Origin of the sequence: Sporolactobacillus pectinivorans (assembly GCF_002802965.1) — a bacterium.
GTDB classification, from domain to species: domain Bacteria; phylum Bacillota; class Bacilli; order Bacillales; family Sporolactobacillaceae; genus Sporolactobacillus; species Sporolactobacillus pectinivorans.
The window spans coordinates 2,487,182-2,506,269 of the sequence record NZ_NXGA01000001.1 but is presented as its reverse complement, the minus strand read 5'-3'; the positions used below and the strand labels follow the sequence as shown (position 1 = coordinate 2,506,269).

24 protein-coding genes are annotated in these 19,088 nt (G+C 45.3%); 21 read left to right on the top strand and 3 right to left on the bottom strand.

The features are described 5' to 3' along the window. Positions 1–9: 9 nt before the first annotated feature. Together gcvPA and gcvPB are read left to right on the top strand one after the other, a co-directional pair. Positions 10–1,365: an aminomethyl-transferring glycine dehydrogenase subunit GcvPA gene (gene gcvPA / locus COP04_RS12105; RefSeq protein WP_100488257.1), complete on the top strand. Its 1,356-nt coding sequence runs from the start codon at positions 10–12 to the stop codon at positions 1,363–1,365. Then, entirely contained in the window at positions 1,358–2,833 is a 1,476-nt protein-coding gene (gene gcvPB, locus COP04_RS12100; protein WP_100488256.1) for an aminomethyl-transferring glycine dehydrogenase subunit GcvPB, read from the top strand. The genes gcvPA and gcvPB overlap by 8 nt, the downstream gene beginning before the upstream one ends. Positions 2,834–2,954: 121 nt before the next feature. Here the strand turns inward: gcvPB and COP04_RS12095 are convergent, their stop codons facing one another. Further along, on the bottom strand, positions 2,955–3,338 hold the full coding sequence (locus COP04_RS12095; RefSeq protein ID WP_100488255.1) for a rhodanese-like domain-containing protein: 384 nt from the start codon (positions 3,336–3,338) through the stop codon (positions 2,955–2,957). 201 nt (positions 3,339–3,539) lie between these two features. On the opposite strand from COP04_RS12095, the gene mntR reads away from it, so the two are divergent. Next, on the top strand, positions 3,540–3,971 hold the full coding sequence (gene mntR, locus COP04_RS12090; protein ID WP_100488254.1) for a transcriptional regulator MntR: 432 nt from the start codon (positions 3,540–3,542) through the stop codon (positions 3,969–3,971). A 105-nt stretch (positions 3,972–4,076) separates the two neighbouring features. Then, complete coding sequence (locus COP04_RS12085; RefSeq protein ID WP_100488253.1) at positions 4,077–4,958, top strand: patatin-like phospholipase family protein; 882 nt, start codon at positions 4,077–4,079, stop codon at positions 4,956–4,958. Between the two features lie 93 nt (positions 4,959–5,051). Here the strand turns inward: COP04_RS12085 and COP04_RS12080 are convergent, their stop codons facing one another. Beyond that, positions 5,052–5,459, bottom strand: coding sequence for an SA1362 family protein (locus COP04_RS12080; RefSeq protein ID WP_239984852.1), 408 nt, complete (start codon positions 5,457–5,459; stop codon positions 5,052–5,054). Positions 5,460–5,476: 17 nt separating this feature from the next. After that, complete coding sequence (locus COP04_RS12075; RefSeq protein ID WP_100488251.1) at positions 5,477–6,424, bottom strand: DUF1385 domain-containing protein; 948 nt, start codon at positions 6,422–6,424, stop codon at positions 5,477–5,479. Positions 6,425–6,684: 260 nt separating this feature from the next. Between COP04_RS12075 and COP04_RS12070 the strand changes: the two genes are divergently transcribed. The 17 genes from COP04_RS12070 to xseB all read left to right on the top strand — a co-directional run bounded on the left by COP04_RS12070 (position 6,685) and on the right by xseB (position 19,070). Continuing rightward, complete coding sequence (locus COP04_RS12070) at positions 6,685–7,200, top strand: YqhR family membrane protein (RefSeq protein WP_100488250.1); 516 nt, start codon at positions 6,685–6,687, stop codon at positions 7,198–7,200. Between the two features lie 221 nt (positions 7,201–7,421). Beyond that, positions 7,422–7,979, top strand: a complete 558-nt coding sequence (efp, locus tag COP04_RS12065; protein ID WP_100488249.1) for an elongation factor P — start codon at positions 7,422–7,424, stop codon at positions 7,977–7,979. A 223-nt stretch (positions 7,980–8,202) separates the two neighbouring features. Further along, entirely contained in the window at positions 8,203–9,147 is a 945-nt protein-coding gene (gene spoIIIAA / locus COP04_RS12060; RefSeq protein WP_239984851.1) for a stage III sporulation protein AA, read from the top strand. Next, on the top strand, positions 9,144–9,659 hold the full coding sequence (gene spoIIIAB, locus COP04_RS12055; protein ID WP_100488248.1) for a stage III sporulation protein SpoIIIAB: 516 nt from the start codon (positions 9,144–9,146) through the stop codon (positions 9,657–9,659). The genes spoIIIAA and spoIIIAB overlap by 4 nt, the downstream gene beginning before the upstream one ends. 48 nt (positions 9,660–9,707) lie before the next feature. Beyond that, entirely contained in the window at positions 9,708–9,911 is a 204-nt protein-coding gene (spoIIIAC, locus tag COP04_RS12050; protein ID WP_100488247.1) for a stage III sporulation protein AC, read from the top strand. A 10-nt stretch (positions 9,912–9,921) separates the two neighbouring features. Next, the gene (gene spoIIIAD / locus COP04_RS12045) at positions 9,922–10,323 is read left to right on the top strand and encodes a stage III sporulation protein AD (RefSeq protein WP_100488246.1); all 402 of its coding nucleotides are present in this window, start codon (positions 9,922–9,924) and stop codon (positions 10,321–10,323) included. Further along, the gene (gene spoIIIAE / locus COP04_RS12040; protein WP_100488245.1) at positions 10,324–11,520 is read left to right on the top strand and encodes a stage III sporulation protein AE; all 1,197 of its coding nucleotides are present in this window, start codon (positions 10,324–10,326) and stop codon (positions 11,518–11,520) included. Positions 11,521–11,529: 9 nt separating this feature from the next. Then, positions 11,530–12,162 (top strand): stage III sporulation protein AF, encoded by a 633-nt coding sequence (spoIIIAF, locus tag COP04_RS12035; RefSeq protein WP_100488244.1) that lies wholly within the window; start codon positions 11,530–11,532, stop codon positions 12,160–12,162. 5 nt (positions 12,163–12,167) lie between these two features. Then, on the top strand, positions 12,168–12,830 hold the full coding sequence (gene spoIIIAG / locus COP04_RS12030; protein ID WP_239984850.1) for a stage III sporulation protein AG: 663 nt from the start codon (positions 12,168–12,170) through the stop codon (positions 12,828–12,830). Positions 12,831–12,851: 21 nt separating this feature from the next. Beyond that, on the top strand, positions 12,852–13,373 hold the full coding sequence (locus tag COP04_RS12025) for a SpoIIIAH-like family protein (protein ID WP_100488243.1): 522 nt from the start codon (positions 12,852–12,854) through the stop codon (positions 13,371–13,373). Between the two features lie 309 nt (positions 13,374–13,682). After that, the gene (gene accB, locus COP04_RS12020) at positions 13,683–14,147 is read left to right on the top strand and encodes an acetyl-CoA carboxylase biotin carboxyl carrier protein (protein WP_100488242.1); all 465 of its coding nucleotides are present in this window, start codon (positions 13,683–13,685) and stop codon (positions 14,145–14,147) included. Positions 14,148–14,161: 14 nt separating this feature from the next. Then, positions 14,162–15,514, top strand: a complete 1,353-nt coding sequence (gene accC / locus COP04_RS12015) for an acetyl-CoA carboxylase biotin carboxylase subunit (RefSeq protein WP_100488241.1) — start codon at positions 14,162–14,164, stop codon at positions 15,512–15,514. Positions 15,515–15,534: 20 nt separating this feature from the next. Next, on the top strand, positions 15,535–15,942 hold the full coding sequence (locus COP04_RS12010; RefSeq protein ID WP_100488240.1) for an Asp23/Gls24 family envelope stress response protein: 408 nt from the start codon (positions 15,535–15,537) through the stop codon (positions 15,940–15,942). A gap of 156 nt (positions 15,943–16,098) precedes the next feature. After that, entirely contained in the window at positions 16,099–16,503 is a 405-nt protein-coding gene (nusB, locus tag COP04_RS12005; RefSeq protein WP_100488239.1) for a transcription antitermination factor NusB, read from the top strand. A 99-nt stretch (positions 16,504–16,602) separates the two neighbouring features. Next, entirely contained in the window at positions 16,603–17,475 is an 873-nt protein-coding gene (folD, locus tag COP04_RS12000; RefSeq protein ID WP_100489662.1) for a bifunctional methylenetetrahydrofolate dehydrogenase/methenyltetrahydrofolate cyclohydrolase FolD, read from the top strand. Continuing rightward, positions 17,465–18,820: an exodeoxyribonuclease VII large subunit gene (gene xseA, locus COP04_RS11995; RefSeq protein ID WP_193437470.1), complete on the top strand. Its 1,356-nt coding sequence runs from the start codon at positions 17,465–17,467 to the stop codon at positions 18,818–18,820. The genes folD and xseA overlap by 11 nt, the downstream gene beginning before the upstream one ends. Next, positions 18,813–19,070: an exodeoxyribonuclease VII small subunit gene (xseB, locus tag COP04_RS11990; protein WP_100488237.1), complete on the top strand. Its 258-nt coding sequence runs from the start codon at positions 18,813–18,815 to the stop codon at positions 19,068–19,070. The genes xseA and xseB overlap by 8 nt, the downstream gene beginning before the upstream one ends. Positions 19,071–19,088 lie beyond the last annotated feature (18 nt).

Here is a 19,088-nt window from a genome sequence, read left to right as displayed (position 1 = left end):
AAAATAAAGATGCCAAGGTCTCGATACCTACCGGTCACGGAAGACGATCGGAAGAACATGCTGAAAACAATTGGTGTGGCAGATGAAGAAGAACTTTTCTCGGATGTTCCTGATGAGATCCGCTATAAGGGGAGGCTTAATGTTGAAAAAGCTCTGTCAGAGCCTGAACTCTTGAGATTTCTGACCGGGCTGGCTGAAAAAAACATCAGTGCCGGCCGGTTTCCATCATTTCTCGGAGCGGGAGTATATGATCATTTTATTCCGGCCGTCGTCGACAGCGTGATTTCGCGAGGAGAGTTCTATACAGCGTACACTCCCTATCAGGCTGAAGTTTCGCAAGGCGAACTTCAGGCAATTTTTGAATTTCAGACGCTGATCTGCGAATTGACGGGCATGGACGCGGCTAATTCATCGATGTACGACGGATCAACGGCACTTGCGGAAGCGGCGCTTCTTTCCGGCGGATCGACAAAACATTCGAAGATCATCGTCTCGGAAACTGTGCACCCTGAATATAGGGAAGTCCTCAACACTTACGCGCATGGCCGCCATTTTGAGGTCGTCACTATTCCGGCAGAACATGGGATGACTGATCTTCATGAACTTAAAAAAGAGCTGGATGAAGAAACAGCATGTGTCATCGTCCAGTATCCTAATTTTTACGGCCTTATTGAGCCACTAAAGGAAATTGAAGCGAGTGTTCATCAGGTTAAAAACACACATCTTATTGTTTCCAGCAATCCAATTGCCTTGGGTCTGCTTACCCCACCCGGAGCATTCGGTGCGGACATCGTTGTCGGAGACTGTCAGCCGCTTGGCATTTCGGAATCCTTCGGTGGACCGCATTGCGGCTATTTCGCGGTGACCAAAAAACTGATTCGAAAGATTCCGGGAAGGCTGGTCGGTGAAACGGTCGATGAAAAAGGACAACGCGGCTATGTGCTGACCCTTCAGGCGCGTGAGCAACATATTCGTCGTGACAAGGCAACCTCCAATATATGTTCCAATCAAGCCCTGAATGCATTGGCTTCATCAGTAGCAATGGTCGCATTTGGTAAGAAGGGTATCCAGGAGGTTGCTGAGCAGAATCTTCAAAAAGCGCACTACACTGCTGAAAAATTAAAGCGTGTGGGAATCAGAATAGAAACTGAAGGACCTTTTTTCAATGAATTTATAGTTGACTGTGGAAGACCCGTCAAAGAGATCAATCAGGAACTGCTGAAGAAAGGGATAATCGGCGGCTTTGATTTGGAACGTGGTTCAGCAGATCTGGAAAATAAAATGCTTATTGCTGTCACAGAAATGCGGACGAAAGCTGAAATTGATCAATTTACTGAAGTATTAGGAGGGATTGTCAATGCCTGATCAAAATCAGCCACTGATTTTTGAGGAGTCAAAGAAAGGGAGAATTGCATTCAGCCTTCCTGAACTTGATATCCCTGAAATGCCTCTTGACAGTATGGTTCCTGATGAGTACCTTAGAAAAAATGAACCTGAATTCCCTGAGGTATCGGAACTTCAGCTCATTCGCCATTACATGGCCCTGTCGAAACGGAATTTTGGTGTTGACAACGGATTCTATCCGCTGGGATCATGTACGATGAAATATAATCCTAAAATTAATGAAGTCGTTGCCCGTCTGGACGGTTTTACAAAAATTCATCCGTATCAGGATGAAGCAACGGTGCAGGGAGCACTCGAATTGTTGTATCGTCTGCAGACCAATCTTGAGGCGGTTACGGGAATGGACGCGATCACGCTTCAGCCTGCAGCGGGAGCGCATGGTGAGTGGACAGGTTTGATGATCATCCGCGCATTCCATGAAGCAAACCATGATTTAAAGCGGACCAAAGTCATTATCCCGGATACTGCGCATGGTACGAATCCTGCTTCTGCTTCCGTGGCTGGCTTTGAGGCAGTGACTGTAAAGTCTGATGAAAACGGCCTGGTTGACCTTGAAGACCTGAAACATGTGGCGGATGAACATACTGCTGCACTGATGCTGACCAATCCGAACACTCTTGGGCTTTTTGAAACCCATATTCAGGATATTGCACGAATCGTGCACGCAGCCGGTGGAAAAGTTTATTATGACGGGGCTAATATGAATGCCATCATGGGCATCACCCGACCGGGCGATATGGGCTATGACGTCGTGCACCTGAATCTGCACAAAACGTTTACCGGCCCGCACGGTGGTGGGGGACCAGGTTCCGGACCGGTTGGTGTTAAGGAAGAACTGGCTCCGTTTTTGCCGAAACCCCTGATCATAAAAAAAGAAGATGGAACATACGGCTTCGATGATGATCGGCCGCTATCGATTGGCCGGGTTAAAGCTTTCTATGGAAATTTTGGAATCAACGTACGAGCTTATGCATATATTCGCTCAATGGGTGCAGAAGGCCTTAACCAAGTTTCCAGGGACGCTGTACTTAATGCTAATTACTTGTTGAAGAGGCTTTCCAAAGATTTCGAAACACCATTTCATAAGTTCTGCAAACATGAATTTGTGCTGTCAGGAAGCCGCCAGAAGAAAATGGGTGTACGCACACTGGATATGGCAAAACGGCTGCTTGATTTTGGCTATTATCCGCCGACCATTTATTTTCCTTTGATTGTTGATGAGGCAATGATGATTGAACCGACGGAGACAGAATCAAAAGAAACTCTGGATGCCTTTGCCGATCATCTGATCGAGATCAGCCATGAAGCGGAAAAAACTCCTGAGATTGTTCAGGACGCTCCGCATAAAACAGTGATTGCACGTCTGGATGAAACACGCGCGGCGCGGCATCCGATCCTTCGCTATCAAAAAAATACAGTTCAAGTCTGATTTATTATTCTGCAATGAGCTTAATCCTATATAGAAATAAAAAGCGTACATCGTGTGTGAGATGTACGCTTTTTATGGCAATTGCAGAGATGAGTTCGAACCGGGCTTATAACCCTTCTATTTAATTGCTTGACTTAACTCTTCCATCCCATTTTTTAAAACCGCCCTGCAGATCGAATAGATTTTTATAACCGAGTTTCTTTAAAACACTGGCAGCCCGGGAACTGCGGGAACCGTTTGAACAGTACAGATAGATGGGCATATCATGACGGATTTCTGTTTTCCTCATTTTAATTTGTTCCAGAGGAATGTTTCTTGCCCCCAAAATATGGCCGCTCTTGAATTCATTAGCTTCCCTTACATCAATCAGCTGCGCTTTCCTGTACCCGGCGCGGAAATCAGCCTCACTTAATGTTGTGAGATATTTGCGTAAAAAATATCTGGACGCAAATGTATAGCCCAAATATGCAGCAAGTAATACGATAAAAAATATCCAACCCAACATACCAATTTCCCCCCAAAACTATTCACAATTCATTATAACGATTTATTGAATTTTTTTAAAGACAGTTATAAAGGTCACGTCAATCATTCTTGTCCGCCCCTCTGCAGCAATGAAAACAGCTGGTCAGGCTTTCTTGTTTTTTAAGCGCTCTTATAGTAACATGGTGGAAGTGACTATGGGATGTTGTTAGGGGGAGACATGATGTCGCCTACTCCAAGTATGGAAGACTACATCGAGCGGATTTACTGGTTGATTCAGGATAAGGGATATGCAAGGGTCTCTGATATTGCCGAGGCATTGGATGTCCACTCTTCGTCCGTGACAAAAATGGTTCAGAAACTGGATAAGGACCAGTATCTGATTTATGAAAAATATCGGGGCTTTATCCTGACACCCAAAGGGAAGAAAATGGGGAAGAGGCTGGTGTACCGACACGAGCTACTGGAAGATTTTCTGAAACTGATTGGTGTCAGTGAAGAAAATGTATATAAAGACGTGGAAGGGATCGAGCACCATTTGAGCTGGGACTCAATTGACCGAATCGGCGATGTTGTCCAATATTTTGAGGAAGATCCAAAACGTGTGGATCAGCTGCTCGAAATTAAGGAGAGAAGCGAAGATTTAGATGAATAGCCTTTCAATTTAATAGAGTGCACTTACATTTGATGACCGGAAACTCCTGTTTCCGGTCTGTTTCTGTGTTGTCGATCATTTAATGTATTAAAAGGGGGGAGGCCTGTGTGGATAGATGTAGTCTTCTCAGGAGGAGGAATCAAGGGGTTGGCGTTTGCGGGTGCACTTGACAGGCTTGAAAAATCAGGCTATCGATTTAAAAGGGCCGCGGGGACGAGTGCGGGTTCAATCGTTGCTGCTCTCTTAATGGCTGGATACACAGCTTCCGAGATGAAAAAATTAATTGATGAGATGGATACTAGGAAGCTGCTCGATGCGCCCGCCTATATCCGCTTTCCCTTTTATAAATGGCTGCGTGTCTATTTCAAAATGGGTTTGTACCGTGGAGATTCACTAGAAGACTGGCTGGAAGAAGCGCTTTCCCGGAAAGGCATCTCGGTTTTTTCCGACTTACCGCAAGGCTCATTGAAAATCATCGTATCCGATGTTTCAAAAGGGAGACTTACCGTGATTCCTGACGACTTGCCGGATTATGGAATTAATCCCGGTTCCTTTTCAATAGCGAGAGCTGTAAGGATGAGTGCCGGTTTACCGTTCTTTTTTGAACCGATATCGCTGTTTGACGGAAATGGAGAACGCTCGCTCATAGTTGATGGTGGAATTTTGAGTAATTTTCCGATTTGGATATTTGACCGGGAGGATGGTTTGCCCACCAGACCTTTTCTTGGCCTTCAGACAACAGACGGTGAAACTGAAAACCGCCCTAAAATTCAAAATGCAGTCGAATTATTCCGCGGAATATTCACTGCGATGCATGAGGCGCATGACGAGAGGACGATAGAAAAATTGAAGGATTCGAATGTGATTGTGATTCCGGTAAAGAGTGTAACAACAAAAGACTTCCAGATATCATCTGATGAGAAAAATAAGCTTTACCAAATTGGTGCAAAGGAGACTGAACGTTTTTTGCAAAAATGGTCTTATTGATATCGATAAGAAAAGGTGCAGATTAAACTCTTGCTATAAACGCGAAAAGGATTGGCTGACCAGCCAATCCTTCAGTGCGCTATTAAAAAATACTCAGAATAAGACCCTCTTCTTTTTCTTGCTTTTCTTACCCTCGATGACGGTTAAATGGCCGTGATCTTTTGACGGCTGTCGTGATTCTTTAAACGAGCGTGACGAACCATTTGAAATGACTTTCAGTCTTGACGGATGAATGCCGCGTATCCTTCGGGTAAGTGCAGAGTCTTTATGGCGCCTGACTGATTGTTTTGCCGCTCTTCTATACAGCGCCTGGTCGTTGTTTCCCGTACCTTCCGCAAGCCGCTTGAAAAAGAAGAGACCGACAACGATGACACAGGCAACAATCATCAACTGCACAAGCAGAGCAGTCGGGTTGCTGAAAATTTTAGTAAGCAATCCGAAAATTCCGAGCGCAATGATCAGTGAAAAGGCAAGCGAATAGAAAAAAGTTTTCACGGACATTCACCTCCGCAAGATTTTTATAGCACCTGACTAAGAGAGGACTGTCGGTTTTTTTCGATGGTGGACTCACAGGCACGCATTTTCTCAAAAGCCTGTATCCCTATTTCAATTTGTTCATCGTTCGGTTCTTTAGTTGTCAGCAGCTGGACGCACAGTCCGGGGTATCCCAGCCAGCGCAGCACAGGTATGTTGCGAACACTGTTTGTTAATTTCAGAATTTCAAAGGCAAGGCCAAGATCAAGGGGTATCAGAAGAATACGGGTGACCAGGCGGAGCCATAAGGGATTCGTAGGTACAAAAAAGTATAAAAAAACGCTGATTAATGCCGTGAATAAGATGAAGCTTGATCCGCAGCGATAATGAAGTCTCGAATGCTTCCGCACATTTTCCACGGTCAATGCTTCGCCGCTTTCAAAGGTATTTATTACTTTATGCTCAGATCCATGATATTGAAACAGTCTTTTCATCATTGGAGTCAATGAAATAAAATAAATATAGCCCATAAGCAGGAGCACTTTAAAAAATCCTTCAAGCAACACCTGATCGGCCCTGCCGTTGATCCATGGCTCAAAAAGGCTGGCCACATACGCCGGAACAAGTGTAAACACAAATTTAGCAAATAAGAAAGATATAATGCCCAACGCTGTGAGCCCAATCCAGGAACTTAAGCCTCTTGGTGCTTTTTTCTCAATTTTTGTATCTTCTGAAGGCTCTTCATCATAAACCTCAGATGCATAGTTTAAATGTTTCGTCCCAACCGCACTTGCTTCAAATATAGCTATGATGCCGCGAAGAATCGGGATCTTTTTCAAAAACTTCAGTGACGGATACTGCTTTTTCGCACATTCGAAAAAAGTAACAGAATTGTCTTTTCTGCGGACAGCAGTAACAGTCGTATATTTTCCGCCCATCATGACGCCTTCAATCACTGCCTGCCCGCCATATATAGGAAGATTTTCTGTCATAAAATGATCAGCCCGATTCTGGAAGTAATAGATTAATTTTCATGAATTACTTATACATATTTTATTCTACCCGAAATGTTCAAAAACCTCTAGGAAGAAGTACCGATATTAGAAAAATTTCTTGAAAACAATCTAGTTTCCCTCCATTTTTCTATTTTCACACTGGCTCTGCACATTATTGAATTGGCGGTTTTGGGCATAAGCAGTTTTGGGCATGGGCATAATTTAGGTCAGTATGTATGATTCTGAGGAGCATGGCGATGGCAAGAAAAATTCGAAGAACGAAAGCAAAGAAAGAAGCTCCCAAAAACAAACTTGAAAAATCTCTTGGTCGTGCTTCAGTCATCGGACTGTGCGGCGGCCTTTTATGGAGCACGACGGCAATGATCTGTCATTTACTCAACTTTTCTTCGGTTGGTCCGGAACTCCTTTTTGCTCCATTTCCGCTGGGATCGTGGAAGAAGGCGATTGCCGGTCAATTTCTGGCGATTGCCGGACTTAGTCTGCTTTCAATTCCTATTGCCCTGATTTTTCAATTTACACTGAGTAAATTGAAATCAGTCTGGGTCGGCATCGGATACGGGCTAATTCTCTGGGCAGTTGTTTTTATTGTGCTCAGACGCTGGTTGCCGGGGCTGCCCGCAATTAACCGTATTGGCTGGAATACATTGACAACGACAGCCTGTTTATTTGCATTATATGGACTTTTTATTGGCTACTCGATTGCCTTTGATATTGAGGAAAAACCGAATTCTGAAAACTATTCAAAAGAGTAGCGCTGTGGTAAAATATTCAGAGTGGTTTTTAGTCTGCACCGATTTAGAATAATGACTTGTGAGGACAGCTATCGACTGCAATCTCTCACCAACGGGAAAAGCTTGCATCCGTTGATTCTGAGGGGCGACCGTCTTGTCTTCACAAGTGTTCTTTACTGCCGGGAAGGGGCTTAGCCGGTATGGGCTGCACTGAGTGCGGAGTATTTTAAAGGAGGAAGACAATGATTTCGGTAAATGATTTTCGAACGGGTCTAACCATTGAAGTTGACGGAGATATTTTATCTGTCATTGAGTTTCAGCACGTTAAGCCGGGTAAAGGAGCGGCATTTGTCCGGTCCAAGCTGAGAAATCTCAGAACCGGGGCAATTCAGGAAAAAACATTCCGCGGTGGTGAAAAAGTCAATCCTGCTCGCATAGACAATCGTAAGATGCAGTACCTGTACTCCAGCGGTAACGCTTACACGTTTATGGACATGGAAACTTTTGAGCAAATGGATCTGGACGCCAGCCAGATTCAGGATCAGCTTCATTTTCTCAAGGAAAACATGGAAGTTAACATCCAATCTTATGAAGGTGAGACAATTGGAGTTGTGCTTCCTAATACTGTTGTGCTTGAAGTGAGCGCAACCGAGCCGGGGATTAAAGGAGACACAGCTTCCGGCGGATCAAAGCCGGCGACTCTTGAAACCGGGTACGTGGTCAGTGTTCCTTTCTTTGTCAACGAAGGGGACAAACTAGTTATTGATACTCGGTCCGGACTTTATGTTTCACGCGCCTGATTATGTGGCTCTTTAAGAATAATTAATTAAGAATAGGCACCCGAAAAAGGGGGCTTATTTTTTTACACTTTTTTTGGGTGACGGTGAAATAGCTGCCATAAAAGCAGGCTGTGAGCATATCGAGGACAGGCATGCATATATTGAATGAAAGCAGGACTAAAAAGAATAATTTCGTGAAGCTGATCAACGACCAGAAACTGTTTTAAGAAGCTAGGTGGTTATATTGGACAGTATTTTGTCATTACTGCCAGAGTTGTTTCAAGCCGTCATTCTCAGGACGCCTGAACATGTGAGGAATAATTTGGAAGAAATCCGGCTGCGCACAGGTTGTCCGCTGGAACTGATTGTCTCCAATAGCTGCTGGGAAACGCCTGATGAGGACTTGCCGATCTTTAAAAAAGAGCATGCGGTGCAGATGCTTCAGAGAATCAGCCGGTACTCTTTATACACGATGGAAGAAGAACTGAAACGCGGCTATGTCACGATCCGCGGCGGCCACAGAATTGGGCTGGCAGGACGTGTCATCACGGAAAATGGCCATGTGCTCCGGATTCGTGATGTGACTTTTTTTAATATCCGGCTGGCCAAGCAGAAAATAGGAGCTGCTCTGCCATTAGTACCATACCTTTACCAGAAGGGTCGATGGCTGGGCACACTGATTATCGGAGCCCCTCAGACCGGTAAAACAACACTGCTTCGTGACCTGACACGGATGATCAGTGGGGGAATTCCTGATAGATGTATTCCCGCGAAAAAAACGGGAATTATCGATGAGCGCTCGGAAATCGCCGGATGCGTTGCAGGGGTGCCACAGAACGATGTCGGAGAAAGAACGGACGTCCTCGACGCATGCCCAAAAGCGGAGGGAATGATGATGATGATACGTTCAATGAGCCCTGAAGTACTGATTGTTGATGAGATTGGCAGAAAAGAAGATATGGAAGCAATGTTTGAAGCACTTAATGCAGGTGTTTCAGTCATGGCATCGGCGCACGGTTTTTCTCTGACCCAGCTGAAAAGCAGACCTTCACTTGCACCACTGCTTGAAGCTCGCATGTTTGACCGCTATGTCATTTTATCACGGGCAAACTTAAGCATGGGCTGCAGGATGTCCGTGCTTGATAAACTCGGACGGTCGATCGCCGCAGAGGAGGAGATCTGGCATTGATTCAGGTCTTGGGATCGATTCTGATTGTTGCTGCTTCTACAGCTGCCGGTATTGTGATTGCATATGGATATCGCAGCCGCCCGAGAGAAATCCGGCAATGGCGTTCCGCGCTTCAGTCAATAGAAGCCGAGATTGTATACGGACGCGTGCCGGTCGATGATATGGCGGTGCATCTCTCCGTGCAGCTTCCTCAGCCGGTGGCCCGTTTTTTCGAGCTTCTGCAGAAGAAAATGATTTTAGACAGAGTACCGCTCCATGATGCCTGGCCACAGGCTGCAGATGAGTTCTGGCCGGAAACGTCGATGAGCAAGCCTGAAAAAGAAGTGATTTTACAGTTTGGGTCAACATTGGGTACAGAAGATGCTGAAAATCAACAGAAACATATTCATCTGGCGCTTGCCCACCTTGAACGTGAAGAGGAGGAAGCACGCGCCAGGCAGCGGGCAAATGAGAAAATGACGCGTAGTCTCGGATTTCTTGCCGGAATTCTGATTGTACTCATCTGTATCTGAATTGAATCTAACAGGTCCTAATGTTTCCGAAGAGAGGAGGGGACCCGGATGTCGCTGGACGTGAATACGATCTTTCAGATTGCGGGGATTGGCATCATTGTCGCGATGATCCAAACCGTACTTAAACAGATGGGAAAAGACGACTGGGCGCAATGGGTTACTCTGATTGGTTTTGTCGTCATTCTGTATATGGCCGCTACAATGATTGACGACCTATTTGTGAAAATAAAAAACGTTTTCTTGTTCATGTAAGGATGAACTTATGGATATTTTGCAAATTGTCGGCCTTGGCCTGGCGGCGACCTTTCTGGCGCTTATTCTCAGAGAAAAGAATCCAGTATTTGCTCTCCTGCTGACTGTGATCGTCGGCACTTTTATCTTTATCATGCTTGTCGATCAGATCAAGCTGGTCATGGACATGCTGAAAAGAATGGCTGAAACCGCGCATTTGAACAGTGTGTATGTTGCGACTGTGCTTAAAATTATTGGTATTGCTTATATCTCTGAATTCGGTGCGCAGATTGCCAAAGATGCGGGTCAGAGTGCGCTTGCAGGGAAAATTGAACTTGCAGGGAAAATCGCCATTCTTGTGATGGCCATTCCGATACTGACTGCGATTGTTGATACAGTGATGAATCTGATGCCGCAAGTAGGAGGGGGGTAAATGAAAACTGTCTGGACGGGCTCTCATTCATGGCTGCTTTTTCTTGCCTTGACCATTTTTGTATTTTTCCTTTTTCAGACTCAAACGGCCTCAGCCCAGGGCAACTCCACACCTGAACAGTGGTCGAAAGAGCAGCTAGGCAGTATCAGTACCAGTCAAATTGAATCGTACTGGAATCAAGTTGCAAATGATTACAATGGGTATCTTCCGGAAACGAACCCAAATTTCAAAAACTTTGTCCAATCTGATAAGCAAGGCTTTTTAAAAAAGCTGTTTGACGGACTGCTTCATTTTTTTCTCAATGAGCTGGTTGTGAACAGCAAGCTTCTTGGCACACTAATCATGCTCTCTGTTTTCTCAACGCTGCTGCAGGCCATTCAATCTGCTTTTGAAGTTAAGACGGTTTCAAAGGTGGCTTATATTGTGGTCACACTTGTATTATTAATTCTTCTGCTCAACAGTTTCAGATTGGCCATCGGTTATACGAGTGATACAGTGCAGACCATGAGCCATTTTCTTCTCGCTCTTATTCCACTGATATTCGGGCTGACGGCAGCGGCGGGGGGCGCAGCTTCGGTTGCTTTTTTTCATCCTTTGATTATATTTCTTGTCAATATTTCCGGATGGCTCGTCTCTGTATTCATTCTGCCTCTTCTGTTTATGTCAGCCCTGCTGAGCATCGTCAGCACGCTTTCGGATGATTATAAACTGACTAAATTAAGCGACCTGTTGAGAAACGTCGCGCTGTTCACACTTGCCGCTTTTTTTGCCGTTTTTCTTGGCGTCATGTCTGTTCAAGGCGCTGCCGCGGCAATCTCAGACGGACTGATGGTTAAATCCGCAAAGTTTTTTACGGCAAATTTTCTTCCTGTAGTCGGTCGGATGTTTACTGAAGCAGCTGATACAGTGATCGGCGCATCAGTCATTTTAAAGAATACTGTCGGTATCGTCGGTCTTCTCATCTTATTTTGTATTACAGTTTTTCCACTTCTTAAAGTACTGTCTCTGGCATTTATCTATAACGTAGCTGCGGCTGTTTTGCAGCCGCTTGGAAAGGGAGCGGTCACCGATTCTCTGGTGATCATGGCAAAGAGTATGTTTTACTTATTTTCCGCACTCGCGGTTGTTTCGCTGATGTTTTTTCTTGCATTGACAATCATTATCACCGCGGGGAATATTTCCCTGATGGTACGTTAGGAGAAAGCCATGGGATATCTTGAAGGATGGGTTTCACAACTGGTTCTGATCGTTCTGTTTGCCGTGATTCTTGAACTATTGCTCCCTACTGGAGGATTTCAGAAATATGTCAAGCTTGTGATTGGGCTGGTTCTGATCGTCGCCTTGCTGGATCCGGTAATTAAGCTGTTCCATCTGGATCCAGGGGAAATTATCAGCGGGCTCAGAACCGGACAAGGAAGCAGCCAAGTTATGAGCCAGACAAATCAGCAAAAAACAGAAATAGAAAAGGCTCAGTCCGCATATATTCAGGAAGAGGTGGCTGTCCAACTGAAGAACAGTGTGAAGGAGGAATTGAATGGGCGGTACGGACTGCAGATCAAGCATATGGGGTTGTCTGTGCAACAGGTACAGCCGCAAGATATGTCGCTTAAAAGCATCACAGTCATTGTTGCAAAATCGGGTGATAAAACCGGTGCTCAAGACAGTAACTTTTCTTCTGTTAAACCAGTTAAGGATGTATCGATCAACGTAGAATCTCAGGCTCCTCCAAACAACGCAGGCATGACATCCGCCGAAGCGGGCAAGATCCGCTCCTTTCTTGCAGAGCGCTGGGGGGTAGATAAAAAGATCATCTCACTCCGGATGGAAGGGGGGGATTAAAGCACGTGCCGCGACTGATAGATTTTATAAAAAAAATACTGAAACAAGTAACCGGGGAAAAGGGCGAGCCGGTAAAGAAACAGAAAGCGGCTGTTATCCGGCTGGTTGTTCTGGCGATGATTGGTGTCGCTCTACTGCTCGGGAACCGGATGCTGGCTGCTCCTCAAACAGTGAATCAGGCGGGAAGCAGCCCGGCATTCAGCAGTACAGACGCAAAAAAGCTGTCTGAAATTAATTCAGACGTCGGGAGCAGTTCTGCGACATCCATTTCAAAATATGAAGACTATGTTAATCAAAGCTTGAAAAATATTCTCGAACAAATCCAAGGTGTATCGGAGGTGTCGGTCATGACCACCTTCTCATCAACTGAGAAAAGCATCTATCAGAACGATGTGAAAACCCAGGACAATCAAACGGTCGAAAGTGACCCGAAAGGCGGCAAACGCCAAATCAATCAACGCAGCCAAGACAGCCAGGTTGTAATGATTGACAAAAACGGGGTCAAAGAGCCAGTTGTGATTGGCAAAGAACAGCCGACAGTGCGGGGCGTGATCGTTGTTGCAAATGGTGCCGATCAACCCGCAATTCGTGCGGAAATTATGCAGGCAGTATCCACGGTAATGGACATCCCTACTTATCAGGTCAAAGTTTTGCAGAAAAATGAATGAATAAGGAGGCTTTCAGTAAAAATGTTAAAAAAACAAACTGTTTGGCTGCTCACGATGCTTAGTTTAATAGTTGTTCTGTCAGTGTATGCGCTGACCGCTCCGCCATCAGGCAGCCCTGCCAATCAGGCAAAACCACAGGGGCAAGTGACAACGGGGAAGAATGGGGTTGCGGTGACAACTACCGCTGCGGAAAATAAACTCGGGCAAATCGAACTGGACAAAGCGGATGCCAGAAGCCAGCAGCAAAAAAAATATGAAAGTGTCATTGCTTCACCAAAGAGTACTGCTGAACAGGCAAGCGCAGCCTATGACAGTATGGAGTCCATGCAGACGCTGGCAAACGCTGAAATGATGCTCGAAGATGTGATCCAGTCTAAAGGCTATAAAAATGCTGTGGTCAAAACTGATGGCAGCCAGGTTCAAGTTTACGTTGATACGAAAAGTCTGACGGATCAACAAGCCAACGGGATTATTCAGTTAGCTAACGAGTATCTGGGAGCAGGAAGAGTAGTCAGCGTCAGCTATAATCTCGGTTCAAAATAGTTTCGTTTAAAGCAAATACAATCAGTCTTCTATATAAAAACACAAACGGTGAATTGTTAGTTTTTGAAGATTTTTTGAACAAAATTAGGTACAATAGAAACTGTTGCGAACAAACGCAGCAGTTTTTTGCGTTACTATGTTGCAGCACACAAAACTCGAACTGGGACACGCCGGTCCCTGACATACAAGAATCTATGATTAAAAAACATTCTGACTGCCGTTGAGACTGCATTTGTCATGCAATTCGGGTTATCATGGATGATATGATATAATAGGTTGAAAAGCAGTTGGGATAAAGGAGTGCTGGGTTTGTTAAGTATCGAAGACATAAAATCTTTAATGAAAGAAATGGACTCGTCATCAATCAGTGAGTTGAAATATGAGTCTGAGGAAACGAAAATTACATTGCGAAAGGCTTCGGCTATAGCTGAAAAGGCTGCAATTCAACCTGCACCGGTTCAGATTGCTGCTGCTCAGCCAATAGCTTCCGACGCACCTGAAAAAACAGAAAAAGATACAGAGCCGGATGCTTCTTTACATAAGATTACGGCACCGATGGTCGGAACTTTTTTTTCCTCATCAAAACCGGATGCGGAAGCTTATGTTAAGAAGGGTTCGAAAGTTGATAAGAAAACGGTTGTATGCATTGTCGAAGCAATGAAACTGTTCAATGAAATTGAAGCGGAATGCAAAGGGACGATTGTCGACATTCTTGCTGAGGATGGCCAGCTTGTTGAATACGGTCAGCCACTGTTTCTGGTTAAGGAAGATTAAGGAGTCAGTCGTCGATGATAAAAAAAGTATTAGTTGCAAACAGGGGAGAAATCGCGGTTAGAATTATCCGCGCTTGTAAAGAATTAAATGTAGAAACGGTTGCCATCTATTCGCAGGCGGATAAGGAGGCACTTCATGTCCAGCTGGCTGACGAGGCGTACTGTATTGGTCCGGACGCGCCGAAAGATAGTTACCTGAATTACACAAATATCATCAGCATTGCATCGCTGACGGGCTGCGATGCCGTTCATCCAGGCTATGGCTTCCTTTCAGAAAATGCTGATTTTGCGGAAATGTGTGAGGACTGCGGCTTGATTTTTATCGGACCGCCATCTGATGCGATCAGCAAGATGGGAATCAAAGATGTTGCTAAGCAGACGATGAAAAGCGCAGGAGTCCCCGTTGTTCCAGGGTCAAACGGAGTGATTGAAAGCGTTGAAGACGGTGTTAAAATTGCAAATGATATTGGTTATCCTGTATTGGTCAAAGCTACGGCCGGCGGCGGGGGCAAGGGTATCCGTGTCGCACGTGATGAGGGTGAACTTCGCCACGGGATTGCCATAACACAGCAGGAAGCGAATACTTCATTCGGTAATCCGGGTGTTTATATTGAAAAATATATTGAAGATTTCCGCCATGTTGAGATTCAGATTCTTGCCGATAAACATGGAAACGTCATTCATCTTGGCGAGCGTGACTGCACCATTCAGAGAAGACTTCAGAAATTGTTGGAGGAATCTCCGTCTCCGGCGCTCGATGAAAACAAGCGCGAAGAAATGGGGACTGCCGCAGTCAGGGCCGCAAAAGCCGTCAATTACAGCGGCGCGGGCACACTTGAATTCATTTTTGAGCCCAATGGCTCGTTTTATTTTATGGAAATGAACACGCGGATACAGGTTGAACACGGCGTAACAGAATTTGTCACAGGTGTCGATCTTGTTAAGGAACAAATCAGAATTGCTGCGGGCGAGCCCCTTTCGGTAAAACAATCAGAAATACAGTTGAAAGGCCACGCGATTGAGTGCCGGATCAATGCTGAAGACCCGGGAAAGAATTTCATGCCTTCATGCGGCCGTGTGGAAACCTATCTCCCGCCGGGCGGCCCGGGTGTGCGTGTCGATTCAGCGGTTTATCAGGGCTATTTTATCCCGCCCTATTACGATTCAATGGTCGCAAAAGTGATCACCTATGGAAAAACCCGGGAAGATGCTATTTCAATAATGAAACGCGCACTTGGTGAATATGTCATTGAAGGCATTCATACAACAATACCTTTTCATTTGCGTTTGTTGCAGCATCCAGTTTTCGAGAGAGGTAAATTTAATACAAAATTTCTAAAAAAATATCCGCTGAATAAGCAGGGTTAATTTTTGGAGGTGTGGTATTCATGCCGGATAATGAGAATCGATCGGTTGAAGTAGAAGATCAGCGAGAAGACCTCGGTAAGATTGAAATCTCTCCTGAAGTCATTGAAATTATTGCCGGGCTCGCTACTGTTGAGGTGGCCGGTGTTGGCGATATGCACGGCAATTTTGCGTCGGGTGTTGTTGAAAAGCTGAGCGGCAGAAGATACGGCCGGGGAATTAAAGTTGATCTGACGGATGATGGGATCATCATCGATGTTCAGCTGACAATGAATTTTGGCGTATCCATACCTGATGTTGCGGAAAAAGTTCAGAGCAATATTACTCGCGCACTGAAAAGAATGACCGCACTGGACGTTCACGAAATTAATATTCATGTCGTTGGCATTCACTTTGAACTAAAGGATAAGAAAGAAACCGGGGAGGAATAAGAAGCAAAGGGAGCTATCAGGATGCCCTTTGCTTCTTTCCGTGTCCTTGAAAAAGAGTCTGTTCGAAAAGATAATTTTTCGAACAGACTCTGAAAGGTTCGAACATTTTCTGAAAAGGTTGAAAGTGCTGATGCTCTCGGAGAGAGGAAGTTTACTATGAATCGGAGACAGGCAAGGGAAATAGCCCTGCAAGTATTATTTCAAACGACACTAAGCAATACAGACAGAAAAATAGCAATTGATGCAGTTAATGGAGAAGGCGTGCCGGTTGACCCTTTTGTCGTCCGTTTGTTAAATGAAATAAGCAGCCATGAGACGGAAATAGACAGGCAGATCAAGGCTCATCTGGTTAACTGGTCTTTTGATCGAATTGGAAATATTGATAAAACAATCCTGCGGCTTGCAATCTGTGAAATGTTGTATTTTGACGATATTCCGACAACAGTAAGCATAAATGAAGCAGTAGAGCTATGCAGGAAATACGGCGATGAACAGACAAGGAAGTTTGTTAACGGAATTCTTTCAAGTATTTCTAAGGAAATAGAAACTAAGAATCGCTGAATTTTATTGATTGCCGGTGGCTTAATCGGGCTCAATTGGTAAGAAGAAAAGCTTTTCAAATTACAGAGCTAAATGCTGAAAAAGAAGGGCGGAGGAATCATGACGGCAAGGCTGATTGACGGGAAAGCGATTGCGGCTGCTAAGCGGCTGACTATGAAAACACGGGTGTCCCGATTGAAATCGGAAGGCGTGGTTCCCGGATTAGCAGTAGTCCTTGTGGGGGCAAATCCGGCATCAATGTCCTATGTCAAAGGAAAGATCAGGGACTGTAAAGAGGTGGGCATCTATTCCGAGTTGATCCGCTTGCCAGAGTCGGTTCCGGAAAAAGAACTGCTCGAGAAGATCAATGTTCTGAATGTAAGGGATGAAATTCATGGTATTCTCGTCCAACTTCCTCTTCCGGATCAGATTTCCGAGCAGAAGGTCATTCAGGCTATTAACCCTGATAAGGACGTAGACGGATTTCATCCCGTTAATCTGGGTAAAATGATGACTAACCAGGAGTGCTTCGTTCCATGCACCCCCGCGGGAATTATTGAGATGCTTAAAGCGGTAAACATTTCAATTGCCGGAAAACATGCTGTCATCGTCGGAAGAAGCCACATCGTCGGAAAACCTGCTTCTCAGCTTTTTCTGAATTATAATGCCACTGTCACCATCTGTCATTCGAAAACTACGCCGCTTTCTGATTATACGAGGCAGGCGGATATACTGGTTGTAGCAGTTGGCCGCGCCGGACTGATCGGTGCTGAGGATGTAAAAACCGGTGCGGTTGTTATTGATGTCGGCATGAACCGAAATGGCAAAGGCAAGCTGGTCGGAGATGTAGTATTCAAAGAAACAAGTGAGAAAGCGGGCTTTATCACTCCGGTTCCAGGAGGGGTCGGCCCGATGACCCGGGTTATGCTTCTTGAAAATACACTGAAAGCTGCTGAAAGAAAGGTCAGAGACCGTCATGATGATGGAAAATGATCAATATGTTACGGTCACCCGACTGACACGGTATATCAAGCAAATGATGGAATCTGACAATGCGTTGCAGGAGGTCTGGCTTAAAGGCGAAATATCCAATTTTAAACGGCATTCCCGCGGGCATCTCTATCTGACCCTGAAAGATAAGAATGCAAGGATAAAAGCAGTCATGTTTGCAGGAAATGCGAGGCAACTTGCATTTGAACCGGAGGACGGTATGAAAGTTCTGGTTCAGGGATCTATTTCATTATACGAACCCTATGGCGAATATCAGATATATATACGGCAGATGGAGCAGGATGGGCTGGGCAGGCTTTATCTGGCCTATGAAGCTCTTAAGCGGAAGCTTCAGGCGAAAGGAATGTTTGAAGATTCGCATAAGAAACCCATCCCCGCTATCGCCTATGAGATTGGCATCGTCACCTCGCCCACGGGTGCTGTTATCCGTGATCTGTTCACGACGATTAAGAGGAGATTCCCGGGTGCCCACTTGACCGTATTTCCGGTACTTGTTCAGGGTGCAGACGCTGCAGGGTCTATTGCCGCTGCAATTGATCAGGCGAATCAACTGAAGGGTTTGGATCTTCTGATTGTTGGCCGAGGCGGCGGATCAATAGAAGATCTGTGGGCATTTAATGAAGAAATCGTCGCAGATGCAATTTTCAGGTCACAGCTTCCCATCATCTCCGCTGTCGGTCATGAAACAGATTTCACGATTGCTGATTTTGTGGCTGACAGGCGGGCTCCTACACCGACAGCTGCCGGTGAATTTGCAGTACCTGATGTTCGGGAACTGTACCGGCGTGTTGAGGACCGCCGGGTGCGTCTTGTGCAATCTATGAAAAGCAGAATGATCAGGGAAAAAGAACGTATGAAAGGGATCAGCCAGTCTTACGCGTTCAGATTTCCCGGCCAGCTGATTCTTCAGAAAGAGCAGGAATTTGATCGGCTTACTGATCGGCTGAAAAAGAATACTGACACGCTTATTATGGCTAAAAGGGATCAATTGGCAATGTTTGGGAGGCTCCTTGGAAAGAATCGGCCGGATGCCCTGGTTAAGCGGGCCAAAACGGCCTTATTTGAACGAAGGGAACGGCTGATTCGTGCCAGCCAAAATTATCGGCAGACTAAGCGTTCTGCATTCAATCAATTGACGTTACAGCTAAATGGATTGAGCCCGCTTAAAATTATGGCGAGAGGCTATGGCTTAGTATACGACCAGAAAGATATACTTGTAAAATCCGTGAAAAGCATTGAACCGGGCGATCCGTTGAGTATTAGGCTGAATGATGGCAGAGTTGACTGCCAAGTCTGGGGAATTGAGGAGGAAAGCGGAAATGAGTGAAGCAAAAGAGACTGAGAAAAAGGCAGCACCGACATTTGAAGAGGCTATGGAGAAGCTGGAGATCATTGTCAGACAACTGGAAGAAAATAACGTGCCGCTTGAAAAAGCAATTGACTTGTTCCAGGAGGGGGTATCGCTTTCTAAATTGTGTCATGATAAGCTGGATTCTGTGAGCAAGAAGATGGATCAGCTGGTCGACAGCAGCGGACAGTCAACGTCCTTCTCCGTGGGGGGAGATGAAGAGCAGTGACCCTGCCCCTGAGAGAGT